The sequence below is a fragment of the Mycoplasmopsis primatum ATCC 25948 genome (assembly GCF_000702785.1).
GTDB classification, from domain to species: Bacteria; Bacillota_I; Bacilli_A; order Mycoplasmatales; family Metamycoplasmataceae; genus Mycoplasmopsis; species Mycoplasmopsis primatum.
In genome coordinates, this window is sequence record NZ_JNJV01000001.1 from 1 (window position 1) to 18,582 (window position 18,582).

An 18,582-nucleotide genomic window follows, 5' to 3' on the forward strand; every position below is an offset into this window, starting at 1 on the left:
CCTCTTGGTGGCATAGGTTGTTGAGGTCCCATTGGTCTTTGCGGTTGATTCATTCCAATATTAAATGCTTGTGTGTTTTGTTGTGGTTGAGCTTGAGGTTGTTGGAAATTAGGTTGTGGATTTCTTGGGGGCACGGGTTGTTGTGGTTGTGCACTAGTGTTAAATGTTTGAGTATTTTGTGGTTGGCTATTAGATTGAGATTGAACCGACTGAGTTGGTTGTTGTGGTTGAGCTTGAGGATTTATATCAAATATTTGAGTTGGTTGTTGGAAACCAGATTGAGAATTAGTAGGTTTTGTTTGTTGATTTTGTTGATATGAAGTGTCATATAAATTAGATTTTGATGTTGATGATTGGCTTTCAGTTGTGTAGTGTTTGGTTGCACTTTGGTCATTTTCAGCTGTAAATTGTGATGTAAGTGAGAATGTTCTAGTTTCATTACCATAAGTAGGGTTGTAATTATATGTATTGGTTTGTTTTTGTTTTCTAATGTTAAAGTTTTTAGTATCACTTAAATTATCTTCTTTTTTGTTTATTGATGCTAGAAAGAAAATAAAGAAGAAATTTAAACAAATAGCAGTAAGAAGTAGTTTTTGAGCTATGTATAAAACATCAGTTCTTTTAGCGGTTCATAAAACTATTTTAAAAATCCCTCAAAATAAAAACGATAGACCGATCGGTAGGACAATAATTGCTAATAAAATGAACGCTATAACTATTCCGGTATTAAACACAGGCGCAGCATTAGCAATAATTTGCCAAATTGAAACCCCAAATGCTGATAAAAAAATAACTGATAATGAGAATCAAAGCCCCAAAATGCCTCAAATTTTCTTTAAATTCATATATTGAAGTCATGATTTTCATCTAAAAAATGGTTTTTTATATTCGTTATTTTTTTTATTTCTACTATTATTTGAGTTAAATGAAAATGTTTGTGTTTTGCCCATAAATAATCCTTTCTTAAATAATATTTATAATAAATATTATAAATAAATTTATATTTATGTTACATTTTTATTAATAATTTACTTATATTTTTATTTTTTTACTATAAAACAAACTAAAAAGAAAAATAAATTAATTATTTTCTTTCATGTTTTATTGCTTTTTTACACTAAAAAATGCTAAAAATCGGCAATTTTCAAGTTTTTCATATAAAAATAGTATTAAAAAACAAAGTCTTATCACTTTGTCTATTTTTAATATTTATCTATAAAACAGATTAATTAGTAAAAAATTAACTGCTTTTTTCTTGTTTTGCTTTTTCTCTGTAAAATTGGTTTTTGTCTTCTTTAATAGCTCGTTTTTGTGCTTTATCTATGTTCTCTTGTTTTAAAATATCAATTTTTGTTCTAAAAATATAATCTTTAATTGCTTCACCTAAACCATTTTGTAATACATCGCTTGTGTAATATTTTGCTGTTTTCTTAACATCATAAGAACCATTATCCATAGCATAAGAAAAGCCGATTACAGAAAGCATTGATAAATCATTATTGCTATCACCAATACTCATACAATATGCAGGATCAGCTTCTAAATAACTACATAATCACAACGCGCCTGTACCTTTATTTATGTTTTGCGGGGTTATTTCAATATGATGTTCCATAACAGCTAAATCAATCTTATCATCTAATGATTTTAGTTGTTTTACAAGTCATTCTTTCATTTTTAAATCAGGATAAATTTCAATCTTGTATATATTTTCCTTCGGTTGATTTTTTTCATCTTCTCAATTTGAAAATTCAAAAAATTCAGTTAAAAATTCTGCTGATTTTTGATCATTTGTTACTAGATGGTATCCAAGTTTTCCAAAGAAACATGATGTTTGATTAGCATTTTTTATTATGTCAAAAATTTTAACAACAGTTTTAGGCTCAAATTTTGATTCATATATATAATGTTCATTTTTAACATCATATATAGCTGCACCATTAGCACAAATAATATATTCTGAATTTAGTTCCTTAGCCATTGAAATCAATTTAGGTAAGAGTGGATTGCCAGTGTTTAAGACAAATTTCACATTATCATTATTAACAGCATTTAATATATCCACTTTTGTATCAGGCATTGATTTCTTATCAGGATAGGTATGGATGGTGCCGTCAACATCACTAAATATAATTCTTTTTATTTTCATTTTATTTCCTTAAAAGTGATGGCTCGTCCATTTCTTTTGGACGTGGGATGCCTATATATTCAAGCACTGTTGGTGCAATATTAGCTAATTTACCATTACTTAATTTGACATTTTTATCACTACAAATTAACATTACTGGACTTGATGTATGTTTTGTAGCTGGATTGCCATTAGTATCTTCGGTAATTTCAGCATTGCCATGGTCAGCAGTTATGAATACAGTTATATTATTTTTTTGAGCAAAATCAATAACTCTTTTAATTTGACTGTCTAAAAATGCCACAGCCTCGATAGTTGATTTTAAATTACCGGTGTGTCCAACCATATCAGGGTTAGCATAATTCATTATTGTAACATCATAATTTAAACAATTAGCAAGCAATTCATTAGTAATACCCTCAGCAGACATATGTGGCGCATCAGCATAGCTTTCAACTGTTAATGAAGGAACCATAATTCTTTTAGAATTCTTGAATTCAACATCAACACCACCATCCATAAAGTAAGTAACATGAGCATATTTTTGAGTTTCAGCAAGTCTTAATTGTGATTTTCCGGCTTTTTCAAGCACTCTACCAATAGGCATTGTAATTTCCATTTCGTTAAAAGCAACAAGCGTATCAATACCTTCATATTTCATCATTGAGGCAAATTTAGAAATCTTAACTTGATTTTTTGCTTTATTAGGATAAAGATTTGAATGCACAAATAAATGAGTTAATTGTCTTGCTCTATCAGGACGGAAATTGAAGAAAATAATTGAATCATTGTCTTTAATAAAATTTGCATGATTATTACATGCTGGAATGAAAAATTCATCGCTGATGTTAGCATCATATTGCGATTGCACATAGTCAATAACGTTATCAAATGTATTCTTAGAATGGCCTAATACAGCATCATAATGTTTTTCAACTCTATCAAACATTTTATCACGATCCATACCATAGAATCTGCCGCCAATAGTGGCTATTTTATAACCATATTTATTGCATTGTTCTTGTAATTTATGAAGCGAATTTAAAATGGATTTAGGAGCTACATCACGCCCATCTCCAATTGCATGAACAGATAAATTTTTAATGCCAAAATTATAAGCCATATCAATTAATTTAAACAAATGGTCTTCTAACGAATGAACACCTCCTGGACTTAGTAGTCCAATTAAATGAAGTGTTGAATTTTTGTTTTTTACATCTGCAAAAACTTCATTAAAAACTTTATTTTTTTCAAAAGTTCCATCTTTTAAAGCTTTATTAATTAATGTTAGACCAGTGTATACAACAGTTCCTGCTCCAATGTTTAAATGCCCAACTTCCGAATTTCCCATTTGGCCATCAGGCAATCCTACATATTCGCCACTAGCTTGAATTATAGAGTTAGGATACTCTTTAAAAAGTTTATCAAATGTTGGTGTTTTAGCTAATTTAAAACCGTTGCCTTGTGTCTCATTTCTTAGGCCAAGACCGTCAATTATCATCAAAATAGTTTTTTTCATTTTTCCTCCGAAAATACAGCAAATCTAATAAATATTAAAATTTTATATTAATAAAAAAACAATACCTATATATAAATTCAAATTAAGTATTAATAGTGGTTATATTTTCATATGTGTCATACATATTAAAAAAGGAAAAACATTCATTTATTTCTATTATTAAAAACTAACTTTTTTAGTTTATCTGCGATCTAAATCTAAAAAATCAATGTTAGTCTTTTTAAAAGAAATTTTTCTATTTTTGCTGTTTTAAAGGCGAAAAAGAAAAAAACTAATTATTTTTAAATTTATTTAAAATTAGTTTCTCTATATGAATTTTAAAAAAATAATTTAGCTAATGATCAAATTTTTTAAATGAAACAATTAAAGATTTTTACCACATGTAAGCGTAAAAATCCTAATATTTATAATTGCTGTTGTCTATATAATAGTTATAATATTGATACATGATATTAAGTATTAATATTAATAGAAATTTAATGAAAGGGGCCATATGGATTATAAAGCACTGTATAGGAAATATAGACCACGAAATTTTGATGATGTTAAAGGCCAAGACCACATTATTAAAACTTTAAAAAACATCATTAAAACTAGAAAAATTAGTCATGCTTATTTATTCAATGGCCCAAGAGGTGTTGGTAAAACATCAGTGGCTAAAATCTTTGCAAGCATTATTAATTGCTATCATAACAATGATGATTATACAAAGTTATGTGATATGTGTGCTAGTACTGTTAATCAAAGTATAGATATCATAGAAATGGATGCTGCTTCTAATAATGGTGTTGATTCTATAAGAGAGTTAAGGGAGAAAATTCAGCATTTACCTTCGGTTGGAAATTATAAAATTTATATCATTGATGAAGTTCATATGCTTTCCAAAGGTGCTTTTAATGCTTTATTAAAAACTCTTGAGGAACCACCTGCTCATGCTGTTTTCATTCTGGCCACAACAGATGCACAAAAGATACCTTTAACTATATTATCAAGAGTTCAAAGATTCAATTTTAGGAAGATTACTAATGATATTTTAGCTAAGCAAATTGTTGATGTTTTACAAGCTGAAAAAATTAAATATGAACCTAAGGCAATAAATTATATTGCTAGATTAGCAACTGGTGGAATGCGTGATGCTTTATCAATTTTAGATCAGGCAATAGCATACGGAAACGGTAATTTAAAGTTGGCTGATATTATGTATGCTTTTGGTGTAGTGTCTAATGATAATCTAATAAAAATGGTGAATTTACTTTATGAAGGCAATGTTAAGGAAGCAATATTACTATTAGATGAACTTAGAAATGCCGGCTGTGAGTCAAGCCAATTCGTTGAAGGTTTATTGCAAGTTATTAAAGACTATATAATTTATCATAAGTCAGAAAATGCTAAATTATTAGAAATAATAGATTTAGATGAAATGAAGTTATTAAAAATAGATATGCCATATGCCTTAGCCATTTCAGAAAATATTTACAAACTCATTAAAGATTTATATTATTTCAACAGCGACCCTTTTCAATTAATAGAACTTTACTTAATAAAATCTGCTAATGAAAAAAATCAAAAGGAGAAACCAATTATGAATGATTCAAAACTAGATAATAAAAAACATAAAAATGTTGAGACAGTTTTAAATCAAACGCAAGAATTATTTGTCGAGTCAAATATTGATACAACAATTAATGATTTAGTACAAGATGATATCTTAACTAATTCAATGATTAATACTGATGATAATTATGTTGATGATGGCATCATCGACACTTCGGAAATAGATTTAAAAGATGTCGATGAAGAAGACAATTCATTAATTCAAGTAGTGCCTAAATTTGATAAAACATATGAAAATTTAACAGAATTTAAATCAATTTTCACTGATGAACAATTATACGATGCGCTTGTTCTTGCTGATTCGTCACTGTTGAGAACATACACGTCAACATTTAATTACATAACCTCTTCGTTAAAAGAAAATAAAAATGGTTCGTATGATGATTTAATTAAAGCTCTTTCAAGAGTTTCAATTAAAGCAGCTGGCACAAATTATTTGGTTTTTTCATCAAATGATATTCAGGCACTAAATTATTTACAAAAAAATTGTTATAAACAAAATATTCAGGAATTTTTAAAAAACCACTTTGGAAGCTATAAGCATTTATTATTGTTTGAAAAAGAACAATATAAAGCAATTGGTCTTAAAGCACTTACAGATATACAAACCAATTTTGAAGTAGCAAGAAGTCAAGTTAAACCATTAGGTGATGTTATTATCGAAAAAGAACCTAGTGCTAACAAGCAACTATTTGATTTATTAAAAAATATTAAATAATAGGAGAAAATATGGATCAAAATATGATTAGAAAAATGCAAAAAATGCAAAAAGAACTTCAAGAAAAACAAGAAGAATTTATGGAACGAGAGTTTAGTTTTTCAAAACATGGTGTTCATGTTAGTGCCAAAGGAAGCAAAAAAATTACTTCAATTGAAATAGAAGATAAAGATTTATTAGACCCTGAAGATCCTGAAATACTTCAAGATGTAATACTCTTAGTTATTAATGAACTTTTTGAAACAATTGACAATGAATTAGCAGCTATTATGCCAGCAATGCCTGGCGGTTTAGGTTTTTAATATGAAAATTAAAACCATTGATGAATTAACTAAAACTTTATCATCAATACCCAGCATTACTAAAAAGCAAGCTGAAAAATTAGCTAACTATTTGCTAACAGTTAGTGATCAAAAAATAGTAGCCATAATAGATCAGATTAAAGAAGCTAAATCAAAATTAAAATCTTGCCAAAAGTGTAATTTTATAGAAGAAAATGGCAAATGTGTAAATTGTGATCGAGCAGATTTATGAAATATTTTGATGGTGGTTGAAAATGTGCAAAGCGTTAAAAAAATTTATGATTTAGACTTTTTTAACGGTTATTTTTATGTATTGCCTTATTTAATGAGTATGAAGCCAAAAGATCAAAATGCTGATTTTAATTATTCACATTTATTAACTTTTGCTAAAAATAAAAATATTAAAGAAGCGATTATAGTACTAAGTCCTACACTTGAAGGTGAGCTTACAACGACACAACTTATTCAAATTTTTGATGAAAATAAAATAAAATCAACGAGAGCGGCAATAGGCTTACCTATTAATTCAAATATTGAATATATTGATGGTTTTACTATTAAGCAAGCCATTGAAAATAGAACAAAATAACTAACGGAGAATAATATGTTTATAACTTTTGAAGGATCTGATGGCAGCGGTAAAACTACTATCATTTATGAATTAATTAAAAAATTAATCGAACTAAAACCAAATCTTAAATATATTTTAACCAGAGAACCTGGTGGTAAGGATATAAAAGAGGCAGAAAAAATTAGAGCAATTATTTTAGATAATGAATCTAATTTATCGCCATTAGCTGAGGCTCTTCTTTACACAGCAAGTAGAAGAATCCATGTGGAAAAAGTTATTTTACCTGCTTTAAAAGAAAACAAATTGGTTTTATGTGATAGATACATTGATAGTTTTTATGCATACCAAGGTGTAGCGAGAGGATTAGGCCTTCAATTAGTTAAACAAATTACAGAATTAGTTATTGATAATACAATTCCAGACATCACAATTTATTTAAAAATAACACCTGAACAAAGCGAATATCGTAGAAATGTTTCAAGAGTTGTGGTTGATAGATTAGATTCAGAGAATTTAAATTTTCATAAAAAAGTTATTGATGCTTATAATCAATTAATAAAGGACGAACCCAAGAGGTTTATTGTAATAGATGGCTGACAAACTATTCCAAAAATTCTTGATGATGTGCTTGATAAATTATTTAAAAACAAGAAATTTAAAGATTGATGAGACCAAAACTAATGATAGATAAAAATTTAGAAAAAATTTTACACAATTCTCTTGAACAAAACAAAATTAGCCATTGTTATTTATTGTGCGCTAGTCCTAAAATAAATGTTGATGAATCAGTTTTATATTTTATTAATAAGTTAAATAATTCTAACATTCAGTCGCTAGATGAAAACACATTACCTGCTAATGTTTTATATTTAAAAGACACTTTGTCTAAGGAAAAAATTACTTCTGTTTTGGAATCAAGTTCTCTGTCACCTTTTAGCGAAAATACATACAAAATAATCGTATTAAGAAACATAGATAATGCATCGAGTAATGCATTGAATGCCATGCTCAAAAGCATTGAAGAACCAAGCAGTAAAACAGTCTTTTTATTGACTACTAATCGAATTAAATTGGTTTTGCCAACTATTTTGTCGAGATCAGTTGTAATTCATATTAAATCACCATCGTATACAGAACTTGAAAAAGAGCTTATGCAAAATGGTTATAATGAAGAGCAAGCTAAGTTTTATAGCTATATTTTTGCTGATATATCACAAGCTAAGGAATTGCTAAAACCAGAATCATATGATTTAGTACAGGAGTTAGTTCAAACCATTTTATTGAGTTTAAAAAATAAATATTATTTATATATATTCTTAACTCAATTTTGTAAAAAAGATAAAAAAGAAACATTTTTATTTTTAATTTTATGCCTTAAATTCCTTTTCACTTTAACATGAAGCAAAAAAGTAATTATGAATCCAAATATGAAAAAATTAGCTAAAAAATTAATAGGTGTAAAAATTGACTTTTTCGCCATTTTTAAAGCCATAGAAGACTTTTTAAGAAGTGTGGAAACTAATGAAAATTATTTTTTGCAAGCTGAGAGATTATTAACTAAAATAATGGGGGCTTATGAGTAAAATTTTTATCGTTGGAACGCCAATAGGCAATCTTGCTGATATAACTTATAGAGCAGTTGAAACTTTAAAATTTGTTGATATTGTAGCCTGTGAAGATACTCGCGTAACTGCTAAACTTTTAAACTATTACAACATTAAAATGAAAATGATTGTGCATAACAAAGACAACGAAAAAGACTCAGCTAAGGGAATTGTTGAAATGCTCACAAAAGATGATATCAACTTAGCATTAGTTTCAGATGCTGGTATGCCTCTTGTAAATGATCCAGGGTTTGAATTAATTAAATTAGCTAGAAAAAATGATATTCCTATTGAAATTATTCCAGGTGTTAATGCTGCAATTACAGCTTTTGCACTAAGCGGACTTTCAAATACTTTTATTTATTTAGGTTTTCCTAAGGAAAAAGAGAATCAAAGATTAAATCAAATTAAAGAATTTAAGAGCGAACATTCGTATGTTTTTTATGTTGCCACAAATAAAATCGAAAAATTTTTATTGGAAATAGAATCAATTTGAAAAGATCAAATTGAATTATTTTTGGCTCGTGAAATGACGAAAATATATGAGCAGTTTTATTGTGGAACGCCACAAGAAGTAATCAATCAATTACACAATAGCTCTACTAAGGGTGAATTTACACTAGTAGCTAAAATTAAAGAAATCAAAAAAGTAAAAGTAAACAAATATATTGAATTTTCAAAAGTTAAATAATTTATATAAATTAGTATCTATTTATATTATGATAAAATACAAAATAATTAATTTTTTATATTTCATATAATAATTTTTTTGGAGGAAAATATGAGTCATATTAATATTTTTGCCCTTGGTGGGTTAGATGAAAACGGAAAGAATTGTTATATTTTAGAAACATATAATAATAATGCTGAGGACAAAAAAATTTACATTATTAATTGTGGAGCTAAAATTCCTATTAATTCAGCGAATAAAATAGATACATTAATTCCTAATTTTGATTATTTGATTAAAAACAGAAAAGCAATTCAAGCAGTTTTTATTACAGATGTTAAAAATGAATCATTTAGTGCACTACCTTGATTATTAATGAAAATTCCTAATATTCCAGTTTATACATCTAAATTCAATAAAATCTTGATTCTTGACAGATTAAGCAAATATAAAATTGATGCATCAAAAATTAAGGTTAATATTTTAGAAAAACCAACCAAAATAGGAGATATTTTTGTTAATCCTATTGAGCTTGCTGGTTCAATGCCAGGTCATTTAGGTTTAGATTTTATTACTCCAAATGGTGATTATTTGTTTATGTTTAATTTTGTTGAAGCAGATCTAGGGATTTATGGAAATCTTGATATAGCACAGATGCCTAAAAAATTCTTTGCTAAAAGGAAAATTAAAGCATTAATTGTTGACGCTGGTAAATCTAATTACAATGGTCGAGCTGCTGATAAAATCATGTTGCCCAAAAATGTTAAAGAAGCATTTTTTAGTGCTAAACCAGATGAAAGAATAATCATTGGTGCATATGATGAAGAAATGTTTGCTATTAGCCAAATATTAGAATATGCTTATGAAGCTAAAAGACCAGTTGTGACATACGGAAAAACATATGGCGAAGTTTTAGCATTAATTAAAACCGTTAAGCCAGATTTAAAAATTCCTAAAATCATTGATTACAAATATGCAAACAAGACAAAAAATGCTGTAATTTTAGTAACAGGAACTAAAGAAAGACTTCATTCTCGTTTTTTAAGAATTACTGACAATAATGATGTGTATTTGAAACTGAGACCAACTGATACAGTTATTATGATTGCTCCAGCAATTAATGGTCTTGAAGGTATTGAAGCAGTTGCTCTTGATGATATTGCTAGAGTGACCCCAAAAATTACTGAATTATCAAATTTTGAATTCCATAGGCACCACCCAGCTCGTGAAGATTTAACAAAATTAATTAGTGTTTTAAAACCAGAATACATAATTCCAGTGCAAGGTTTATACAGATATTTACAAGATTCTCAAAGACACATAATTAGTTCATGCGAGTTTAATCCTAAAAATATATTATTACTTCAAAATGGACAAGTTGTACACTTTGATAATGATAAATTGATTTCTTATCGGGGTAAAATTAAAGAAATAGGAGACATTATTGTTGATGGCTTTGGCGTGGGAGATATTAGCACAGAAGTTATTAATGAAAGAGAAGTTTTAGGTCGCGAAGGTGTTGTTTTAGTCTCAGCTAGATATAATGCAAGCAAGAAACAAATAATAGGGAAATTACAAATCAATACAGTTGGTGTAATTACCAAAGATGAAAAAAAAGAAGCATTTGAATTGATTAAATCAACTATTTTAAATTTAATTGATACAAAAAAATTTGATGGAATTAGAGACTTTCAAAATAGTTGTAGACAAGCAATTAGAAAGAAAATTTTTAAAACATTTAGCAAAGAACCAATTGTGGTTGTTACATTAGTTTCATCATAGTGTTTTCATAATTTGCCTGTAAAACAGTCAAAAAAATAAAATCAAGCGATGCTTGATTTTTTATTAATTTTATTATTGTATAATAAATTGATTTATTTTTAAATCTGAAATTGGCTTGTTTAAAAATGTCAAATCATCACCCCGGAGTTTAAATTCAAAACTCATACCTATTTTTGTTTTTGAAGTGTATTGAGATGTTTGATCTATAACTTCTAACCCAATTGCAAACATATGTCGATATCTAAATCCAAAGCCATCACGTATAGTCTGATGTTGTTTACTCGTTATATTTATTTTAGCATACGGATAGTGAATCAATACTCATGGTTTATTGTTAAGATTTCATGAAATAAAATCATAACCACCATAGTCTTGTGAATTTTCCGAAAATTTGAGTTCATCGACAACTATTTTTTTAACATCAGTTTCAAATTTATTTGGTGAAAAGAAATATGACACTGAAATAGTTTTACTTGTTTCAATATTATAATCAGTATTTTTTAATGTGAATTTTATATCTGCTGTATAGTCATTGTTTTGTGTATTTTTTCTTATAAATTTTGAGGTTAATCTAATATTTGGATATTTATTTCTTATTTCATTTGTAAATATCAAGTCGCCATTTTTATAATTTTCAGCTAACTTAGTGCCTTTACTTCATCCATTTAGTACAAAGTTATTAACAGATAGATTTTGAGTTAAATCATTGATATCTTTATTCAATACTTGCTTATAAATATCTAGTTGTATTGTTTTACTTGTATAGCCAGTTGCTTCATTAGTTATTTGGTATTCTAACTTTGCATTTTTAGAAACATTACCTGAAACTAATTTTATCTTTGATTTTGGATGATTAGTTAAAAGTGCAATAGAAGAGTCAGATATTTTTAAGTTTTTAACGCGATAGTAGTGAGGCAAATTAGATTTATCTAAATCGAAAGCAAGATTTTCATATCTAATTTGTTTAGCAAGTTCGTTGAATCTATTAGTACTAAAGAATCCGACAATTTCTTTATAAACCGATGAATTAGTTGTTATATCATTAAGAGAATCATATAATGATGCATCAAAGCCAACTTTGCCATCGCCTGCATCAATTCTTACATTTGATATTTTAAGTACTAAATTACCATTTTCAGATAGTATTGAAGAACTTTCTTTCAATTTAATATTATCAGGCAAATATGGGTTTTGATTAATATCAGGTTGAATATCAATATCATCAGCTGTTAATTTATTTAAAAGAGCCATAAGTTTATTTTTTGAAAAGAAACCATCTATTTTTAGATTTTTAAACGAATTGGTTGTTATATTGTTTAGAGTATCAACGAGTTTAAAATCTCCGGTCATAAAACCATCATCTTCATTTAATGTAACATTTTCAACAATAATATTGATATTTTTGTTTTTACTTAATAATTGTGAATTAGTTTTTATTTTTAAATCTTTAGGTATATAAGGTAATTTATTTGCATCAATTGTTGCGTCAATATCATCAACACTTAAACCTTCAGTAAGATTTTCAAATTGATTTATTGAATAAAAACCATCTACATTTAAAGTAACATAATTTGAAGATACAGTCATATTTAGTTTATCTTCTAATTTAATTTCTAATGAAGCTGATCCTAAATTATCATCATCAGTTTTTCTAACAGATGCCCTAATATTAGGATTGGATTTTAAAATTTCACTATCTGGTTTAAGTTTAATTTCTGTATTATACCTTGAAGGCAATAATTCACTATTAACAGTTATATCTAAATCTTTTAATGTTATTTTATTAACTAAATTATCTAAATTTTCAGTAGACATAAAACCAGAAATTAAAAGTTTTTGACGGTTGGAAATTATCCCTGGTTTTTTTAGGTCTTGAATAGTATAAGTTATTTCAATGGTTCCTTTTTGATCATCAAAATCAGTAATTTTGAAAATCGGAATCAACGAAGGATTTTTAGATTTAAAAGCAGAATTTTCAGCAAGAACTATACCACCTTCATATTTAGAAGGGAGCCAATATTCCTTATTAGAAATTAGAAGATCATCAGCAGTTAATTCTTTTGCAATTTTATTAAGTTTTTCAAGGTCTTTAGACTTTTCGATTTCATGTTGATTTGATTGAAAGCCTTCTAAATTAAATAATTTATTTACTACAAATTTTGCTGAACCTTTTTCTGATGCAATTAATAATTTATATGTGATTTTTCCATTTGAATCATCATTTGATCTTTCGACTATTGACACATTAATTTTTGGTTGTTTATGACTTAATAGATTATTTACTGTAAGTTCTGCTTGTGATGGAAGCACATTTTTATTAGCAATAGTTACTCAACTATTTTTATTATCAATGCTATTATATAACTGTTCCAACTCTTCAACGGTCCAATTATCTTCATAATCTTTGAGTTTGTCATCATATCAGGTTGAACCCTTACTAATAATTTTATTATTTTTTAAAATGTTAAATCTAACTGTAAGAGTTTTTCTTTCTTGGGCAGTTTTATTGGGACTTTTGACAAATTCTAAAAATTCAAGTGTATAGTCATTTTTGTGATTTTGTATTACATAATTTTTAAAATTACTAATACCAGAATCTATAATTTCTTTTTTTGTAAATAAGTGTGGAGTTTTAAATTCCAATTTTAGAGAATCTATAATATCGCGTTTTTTATTACAACCGGCACTAATAATCGAAGTGGGAACTACAACAGATGTGACGGCTGGTATTAGTGTTAAAAGTTTTCTTTTATTAATCATTTTTAATAAACCTCCTCAATTTATATTTTAGCGTTGATGTGTTTGAATACCTATCTCACTTCAAAACTTGAAATTCTCTTGTATCTTACTGGTTCATCTTTGATATATTCCATAAAATAAATTACACAATATATTTTTAAGTTTGATATGTATGTTGAAATTTCATCAATAATATAAATTTCTACTGTGTATGTGTAAGTATCACGGTATCTTCAATTAAAGAATGTTTCACCTTTTTCTATGTTTTTAATAGATGCGTATAATACTGAGTTTGGATATTCTTGTTTCAATAGTGATCCGTGCAATCTTATAGATGATTGACTATGGAATTCATGTAAATAATCAGGCAAAATAATATTATCTTGATTGATTAACTTAACTAGACTATTATATTTTTGTGCTGAAAAGAACCATGGAAAATCAAATTGTTTTTTAATACTAATATTATTTTGTTTATTTTCAAATAAAAACTCAATTCTGGCTGTGTTGTCGTTTTGAGCGTCCTTATTTATATATTTTGAAGTTACTGTTAATGATAGATATTTATTTAATATTTCGTTTTTTAATAAAATATCATTGTTTTTATATTTTTCTGGCAGTTTACTTCCATTTTTTCAGTTATTAATAACGAAATCATTTATCGTGAGGCTTTTTATAACATTTTCTATATCATTTGTAAAAATATTTTTATAAAGGTTCACATTTATATCTTCAACACGGAAATTGTTAAATTCATTAAATATTGATAATTTTGTATTTGAATTTTGTGAAATTTGTGTAGTAGGCATAGAAATTTTAGCATTAGAAAACTTTTGAATAATAGGAGCATTGTCTTTTAATTTTAGATTTTTAATTAAATAATAATTTGGCAGGTTAGATTTATCCACACCAAATGATAAATGCTCGAAACTAATGTTCTTTGCTAATTTTGTAAATTCGTTTTTATTGAAAAAACCTTCGATTGTAATGCTCTTTTTAGAACTAGTACTTATTTCATTTAATGTGTCATATAGCTCTACGTTAAATTTTACTATACCATTATTGTCATCAATTTCTACATCTTTTGGAACAAGCTTCATATTATTATTTAACTGAATTAATGAAGAATTGGCTTTAAAATTTAGATTATTAGGCAACGATGCAAATTCATTTGCATTAGGGGTGATATCTATATCATCAGCACTAATGTTATTTAATAAACTTTCAAATTTAGTCTTAGAATAAAAATTATCTATATTTAATGTAGAATTTGTTGTTGATTCAATTTGATTTTTTTCATCTAATAATTTAATTTGTAATATCTTTATTCCATTAACATCATCATTTGTTTGCTCTATAATAACAATTCTAACATTAGGATTTTCAAGCAATATTGTGCTATTTTTTTGCAATTCTATTTCTTTATTGTATTTAGAAGGAAGCAATTGTTTGCTATTAGAAATATTTAAGTCAGATGTTTGAATCCTTTGAGCCAATGTATTCAATTTATTCAATGACATAAAACCAGAAATTGCAAGTTTATGAGATTTTGATATATTTTGTGGATTTTTTGTATCACGAAGTTTAAATGATATTTCAGCAATACCTTCTTGGTCATTATCATCTGAATTAGAAACAACTATTTCAATGTTGGGGTATTTGCTCTTAAAAGGTGAATTATTATCTATTGATATAGCATCTAGATCATATTTAGAAGGTAATATAAAATTTTGATCTTTAAATTCTAAATCAGCAGGCGTTAATTCAGATGCTATTTTATTAAGATCTATTTTCTTATTATTATCATTGTGAGTGTTGTTATTTTGTCCGCTGCTTTTTTTAAAGCCAGTAAATTCAATAAGTTCATTAATAGTAAAAGGATTAGAATCATCTTCATTAGACATTAGTAATTTTAAATAAATTTTACCTTCTAGGTCATTATTTTTTCTCTCAGCAATCGACAATTTAATTTTAGGATCTTTGTTTTCAAACAAATTATTTATTTTAAATATTGCTTGTGATGGTAAAACATTCTTATCTGCAAGTGCTACAAGATTATTTTTATTTTTAATAGATTTATATAGTCTTTCTAATTCATTTGATGTTCATTTTTTCTTGTAATCTTTTAAATTCTTTATTGTTCATGATGCTTTTTTTAAAACTAACATACCATCTTTGTATATATCAAATTCAACTTTTAATTTTTGTCTGTCTTCGGCTGTTTTATCGGCATTTTTGACAAAATTTATAAACTTAATAGAATACCCATTTGCATGATTTTGTTTTAAATGATCAATTAATTTTTGAATACCGTTTTTTGTTATTTCTGTTTTAGTAAATAACTCAGGACTCTTAAAAGATAAATCAACAGATTTAATATGACTTATTTTGCTACTACTGCACCCAGCACTAATTAATCCTGCTGGTATAAGAGCAGGTGCAATAGCTAATAAATTTAATGTTCACAACGATTTTTTTGGTTTCATCATAACTCCTTTTATGCTATCTATTATTTAAATTCTTGAATTGTTAGTTATAAAATTTAAAATTTATAAATTGTAGTATTTTTTGTGTTTCGATTCTCTGAAATTTTTGGATATTGATTTATCCTTTTTAGCAAGAGCAATGTAGTAATCAATAATATCGCTATTAAAAAAATACTCTTGTTTTTCATATTTGTTTACAACTTCTTGTGTAGCGTCAACAATCATTTTTTTTAAAATTTGTGGGTAATTATACAATTTAGAATTTTGTTTGAATTCATCACTATCTACTATTGAGACATCAGTTGCAGGATATGCCTTAATATCAAGGTCAAAATCAATAAATTTGATTGTATTGTCTTCATATATTGGATGAGAAGCTACATTAATATATGAATAATTTTGTCTACTTGGCTTTAGCAAAATTAAAGCATTAAACATAGAATATTTTGGCATAAATCACAGAACATAATCTCTATATACTCAATTATGTTCTAATTGCTCGCTAACTTTTGTTTTATGAATCAAAAGAACATAATGTTTGGCAGTGTTTCTTAATACTTTCACACCATTTCACTGTCGATATAAAGTTCCATCATATTTATATGCTTGTATGTTAATAATAGATCCCTCCACTGGAAAGATCATTTTTTTGTCTTTTTTTATTTCAGACAAACCAACCTCCCTCTATGGGATGCTTTTAAAATAAATAAATCAATACGAAGTAAATAAAAAAATACAGCTGAGATAAAGAGATTAATAAGTAATATTGAAAGAAATTTTAAAAACAACGCATGTATATTTTTACATATAAATTATAATTTAAAAAACAAAAACTATTAGCAGATAAAATTTTCATTTTTTACCTATAAAACAAACAAATTAGTAAAAATCATTTTTTTATATATATTCTTTATTAAAAAACTCCTATTCAAATAATATTAAATATTTAATAGTTTATTTTAGTATTATTTTATTATGAAGCAAACAATATATAATAAAAAAATATCAATTGTGTTAGGCATAACATGAATAGTGTCAGTCATAATGCAAATTATGTTTATATCAGCAATATTTCCTTGGCTAATAATTAATTTTGAAAATAGAATTATCAGCGAAGTATTACTTTCATTGGTGATTTCATCGATTATTATCTTTTCAATATGTTTAATTTTAGTTATTATCTTTTATTTAAAATTTAAGAAAAGTTGCTGCCATCCGCTTTATAGATCAAAAATATTGTTTGGAATATACATAATGTCTTACGGAGCTTTTTGATGTATTAAATATTGAGTCTATTTAAACAAATTAACTAAGAACAATAAAACTGAAAATGATGATATTGAGGAACAAAAACAAATTAAAAATAAAGAAATCGAGATGATAATTTCAGAGAAAATGAAAAATATTGCTGATAATAATTTGGATGAAAATAATAAAAACACATAGATTTCCAACCATTTTATCCAAATTAAATGCAGTATTTACTATAATTTAATTAGTAGGCAATTTGTTTGTCTACCAAGGAGATTTATGTACAAATATAAAGCGAAATTAATAGTTAACCAAGAGGTTATTGCTGAAGCCAATTCTCTTGAGGATATAGAGGCAGCAGTTCTTGGATATCGTCGTAAACAAAAAAGTGGTCTTCACACAAGCGGTAATGAAAAAGTTGAAATTATTCACGTTGAAAGAGACTCACTTAAAGGAAAACATAAATCCAAAGAAACAATATTAAAAGTGGTTTAACCACCTTATATGTTTGAACAGCAGATTATTTTCTGCTGTTTTTTGTTAAAATAAAAATCATGAGATTGAGATATGACAACAACGCTATTGATAAATTAAATGCTTCTAACTATTTAATTAAATATAACGATCAAAAAATAAAATTGAATACTAAAACAGTTGTTGAGATAGGTATGGGCAAGGGGGAAATGCTCGTTGAAATGGCTAATTATTGCAGAGATAAGCAATTTATTGGTTTAGAAAAATATGCAACTGTTGCTGCTAAATGTATAAAAAAAGCAGACGAATATAAACTTACTAATTTCTCTATTTTATTGGCTGATGCTTCAAAAATTGATGAAATATTTACTGGACAATGTGATGAGATATGATTAACTTTTAGTGATCCATGACCAAAAGCTAGACATGAAAAAAGAAGACTAACGCATAGCCTTTTTTTAAATAAATATAAACTTATTTTATCTAACGACGGAATACTAAAAATAAAAACTGATAATGATGATTTTTACAATTACTCGTTAGAAAGCTTGCAAAACAATAATTGAGAAATTATAGTGTGTGGCAATGACTTACATTCATCAAAATTTAATGCTTATAATTTTCAAACAGGCTATGAAAAAAAGTGGTCATCAAAAGGCAAAAACATTAATTTCATTTTTGCTAGAAAAACGAATAATAATTAAAAAATTATTATAATAATGAA

At 26.6% G+C, this 18,582-nt stretch carries 16 protein-coding genes; 10 read left to right on the top strand and 6 right to left on the bottom strand.

Going from position 1 to position 18,582, the window contains the following annotated elements:
- The 3 genes from T386_RS0100005 to gpmI all read right to left on the bottom strand — a co-directional run.
- Positions 1-950 (bottom strand): hypothetical protein (locus T386_RS0100005; RefSeq protein ID WP_029513129.1); only part of this gene is annotated, 950 nt, incomplete at its 3' end.
- A 290-nt stretch (positions 951-1,240) separates the two neighbouring features.
- Complete coding sequence (locus T386_RS0100010) at positions 1,241-2,149, bottom strand: Cof-type HAD-IIB family hydrolase (RefSeq protein WP_029513130.1); 909 nt, start codon at positions 2,147-2,149, stop codon at positions 1,241-1,243.
- A 1-nt stretch (position 2,150) separates the two neighbouring features.
- A complete protein-coding gene (gpmI, locus tag T386_RS0100015; protein ID WP_029513131.1) occupies positions 2,151-3,647 on the bottom strand; it encodes a 2,3-bisphosphoglycerate-independent phosphoglycerate mutase in 1,497 nt (498 codons plus the stop codon).
- A gap of 493 nt (positions 3,648-4,140) precedes the next feature.
- Here gpmI and dnaX point away from each other — a divergent pair, with 493 nt between their 5' ends.
- The 7 genes from dnaX (at position 4,141) to T386_RS0100050 (ending at position 10,908) form a co-directional block, all read left to right on the top strand.
- Complete coding sequence (gene dnaX / locus T386_RS0100020; RefSeq protein WP_029513132.1) at positions 4,141-5,979, top strand: DNA polymerase III subunit gamma/tau; 1,839 nt, start codon at positions 4,141-4,143, stop codon at positions 5,977-5,979.
- Between the two features lie 11 nt (positions 5,980-5,990).
- On the top strand, positions 5,991-6,281 hold the full coding sequence (locus tag T386_RS0100025; protein ID WP_029513133.1) for a YbaB/EbfC family nucleoid-associated protein: 291 nt from the start codon (positions 5,991-5,993) through the stop codon (positions 6,279-6,281).
- A gap of 1 nt (position 6,282) precedes the next feature.
- Complete coding sequence (locus T386_RS0100030; protein ID WP_029513134.1) at positions 6,283-6,870, top strand: toprim domain-containing protein; 588 nt, start codon at positions 6,283-6,285, stop codon at positions 6,868-6,870.
- A gap of 15 nt (positions 6,871-6,885) precedes the next feature.
- Entirely contained in the window at positions 6,886-7,533 is a 648-nt protein-coding gene (gene tmk, locus T386_RS0100035) for a dTMP kinase (protein WP_029513135.1), read from the top strand.
- Positions 7,533-8,435: a DNA polymerase III subunit delta' gene (locus T386_RS0100040; RefSeq protein WP_029513136.1), complete on the top strand. Its 903-nt coding sequence runs from the start codon at positions 7,533-7,535 to the stop codon at positions 8,433-8,435. Before tmk ends, T386_RS0100040 begins: the two co-directional genes overlap by 1 nt.
- Positions 8,428-9,147, top strand: a complete 720-nt coding sequence (gene rsmI, locus T386_RS0100045) for a 16S rRNA (cytidine(1402)-2'-O)-methyltransferase (protein WP_029513137.1) — start codon at positions 8,428-8,430, stop codon at positions 9,145-9,147. Before T386_RS0100040 ends, rsmI begins: the two co-directional genes overlap by 8 nt.
- Positions 9,148-9,237: 90 nt before the next feature.
- The gene (locus tag T386_RS0100050) at positions 9,238-10,908 is read left to right on the top strand and encodes an MBL fold metallo-hydrolase RNA specificity domain-containing protein (RefSeq protein WP_029513138.1); all 1,671 of its coding nucleotides are present in this window, start codon (positions 9,238-9,240) and stop codon (positions 10,906-10,908) included.
- A gap of 72 nt (positions 10,909-10,980) precedes the next feature.
- Here T386_RS0100050 and T386_RS0100055 read toward each other — a convergent pair whose 3' ends face one another.
- The 3 genes from T386_RS0100055 to T386_RS0100065 form a co-directional block, all read right to left on the bottom strand.
- Entirely contained in the window at positions 10,981-13,668 is a 2,688-nt protein-coding gene (locus T386_RS0100055; protein WP_029513139.1) for a hypothetical protein, read from the bottom strand.
- A gap of 50 nt (positions 13,669-13,718) precedes the next feature.
- Positions 13,719-16,133 carry a lipoprotein 17-related variable surface protein gene (locus tag T386_RS0100060; protein WP_029513140.1) on the bottom strand — a complete coding sequence of 805 codons (2,415 nt, stop codon included), beginning with the start codon at positions 16,131-16,133 and terminating at the stop codon, positions 13,719-13,721.
- Positions 16,134-16,196: 63 nt separating this feature from the next.
- A complete protein-coding gene (locus T386_RS0100065; RefSeq protein WP_029513141.1) occupies positions 16,197-16,778 on the bottom strand; it encodes a DUF402 domain-containing protein in 582 nt (193 codons plus the stop codon).
- A 330-nt stretch (positions 16,779-17,108) separates the two neighbouring features.
- On the opposite strand from T386_RS0100065, the gene T386_RS04520 reads away from it, so the two are divergent.
- The 3 genes from T386_RS04520 to trmB all read left to right on the top strand — a co-directional run bounded on the left by T386_RS04520 (position 17,109) and on the right by trmB (position 18,562).
- A complete protein-coding gene (locus T386_RS04520) occupies positions 17,109-17,579 on the top strand; it encodes a hypothetical protein (RefSeq protein WP_029513142.1) in 471 nt (156 codons plus the stop codon).
- A gap of 84 nt (positions 17,580-17,663) precedes the next feature.
- Entirely contained in the window at positions 17,664-17,879 is a 216-nt protein-coding gene (locus T386_RS0100075) for an MAG6790 family protein (protein ID WP_029513143.1), read from the top strand.
- 59 nt (positions 17,880-17,938) lie between these two features.
- Positions 17,939-18,562 (top strand): tRNA (guanosine(46)-N7)-methyltransferase TrmB, encoded by a 624-nt coding sequence (gene trmB, locus T386_RS0100080; RefSeq protein WP_029513144.1) that lies wholly within the window; start codon positions 17,939-17,941, stop codon positions 18,560-18,562.
- Positions 18,563-18,582: the final 20 nt, after the last annotated feature.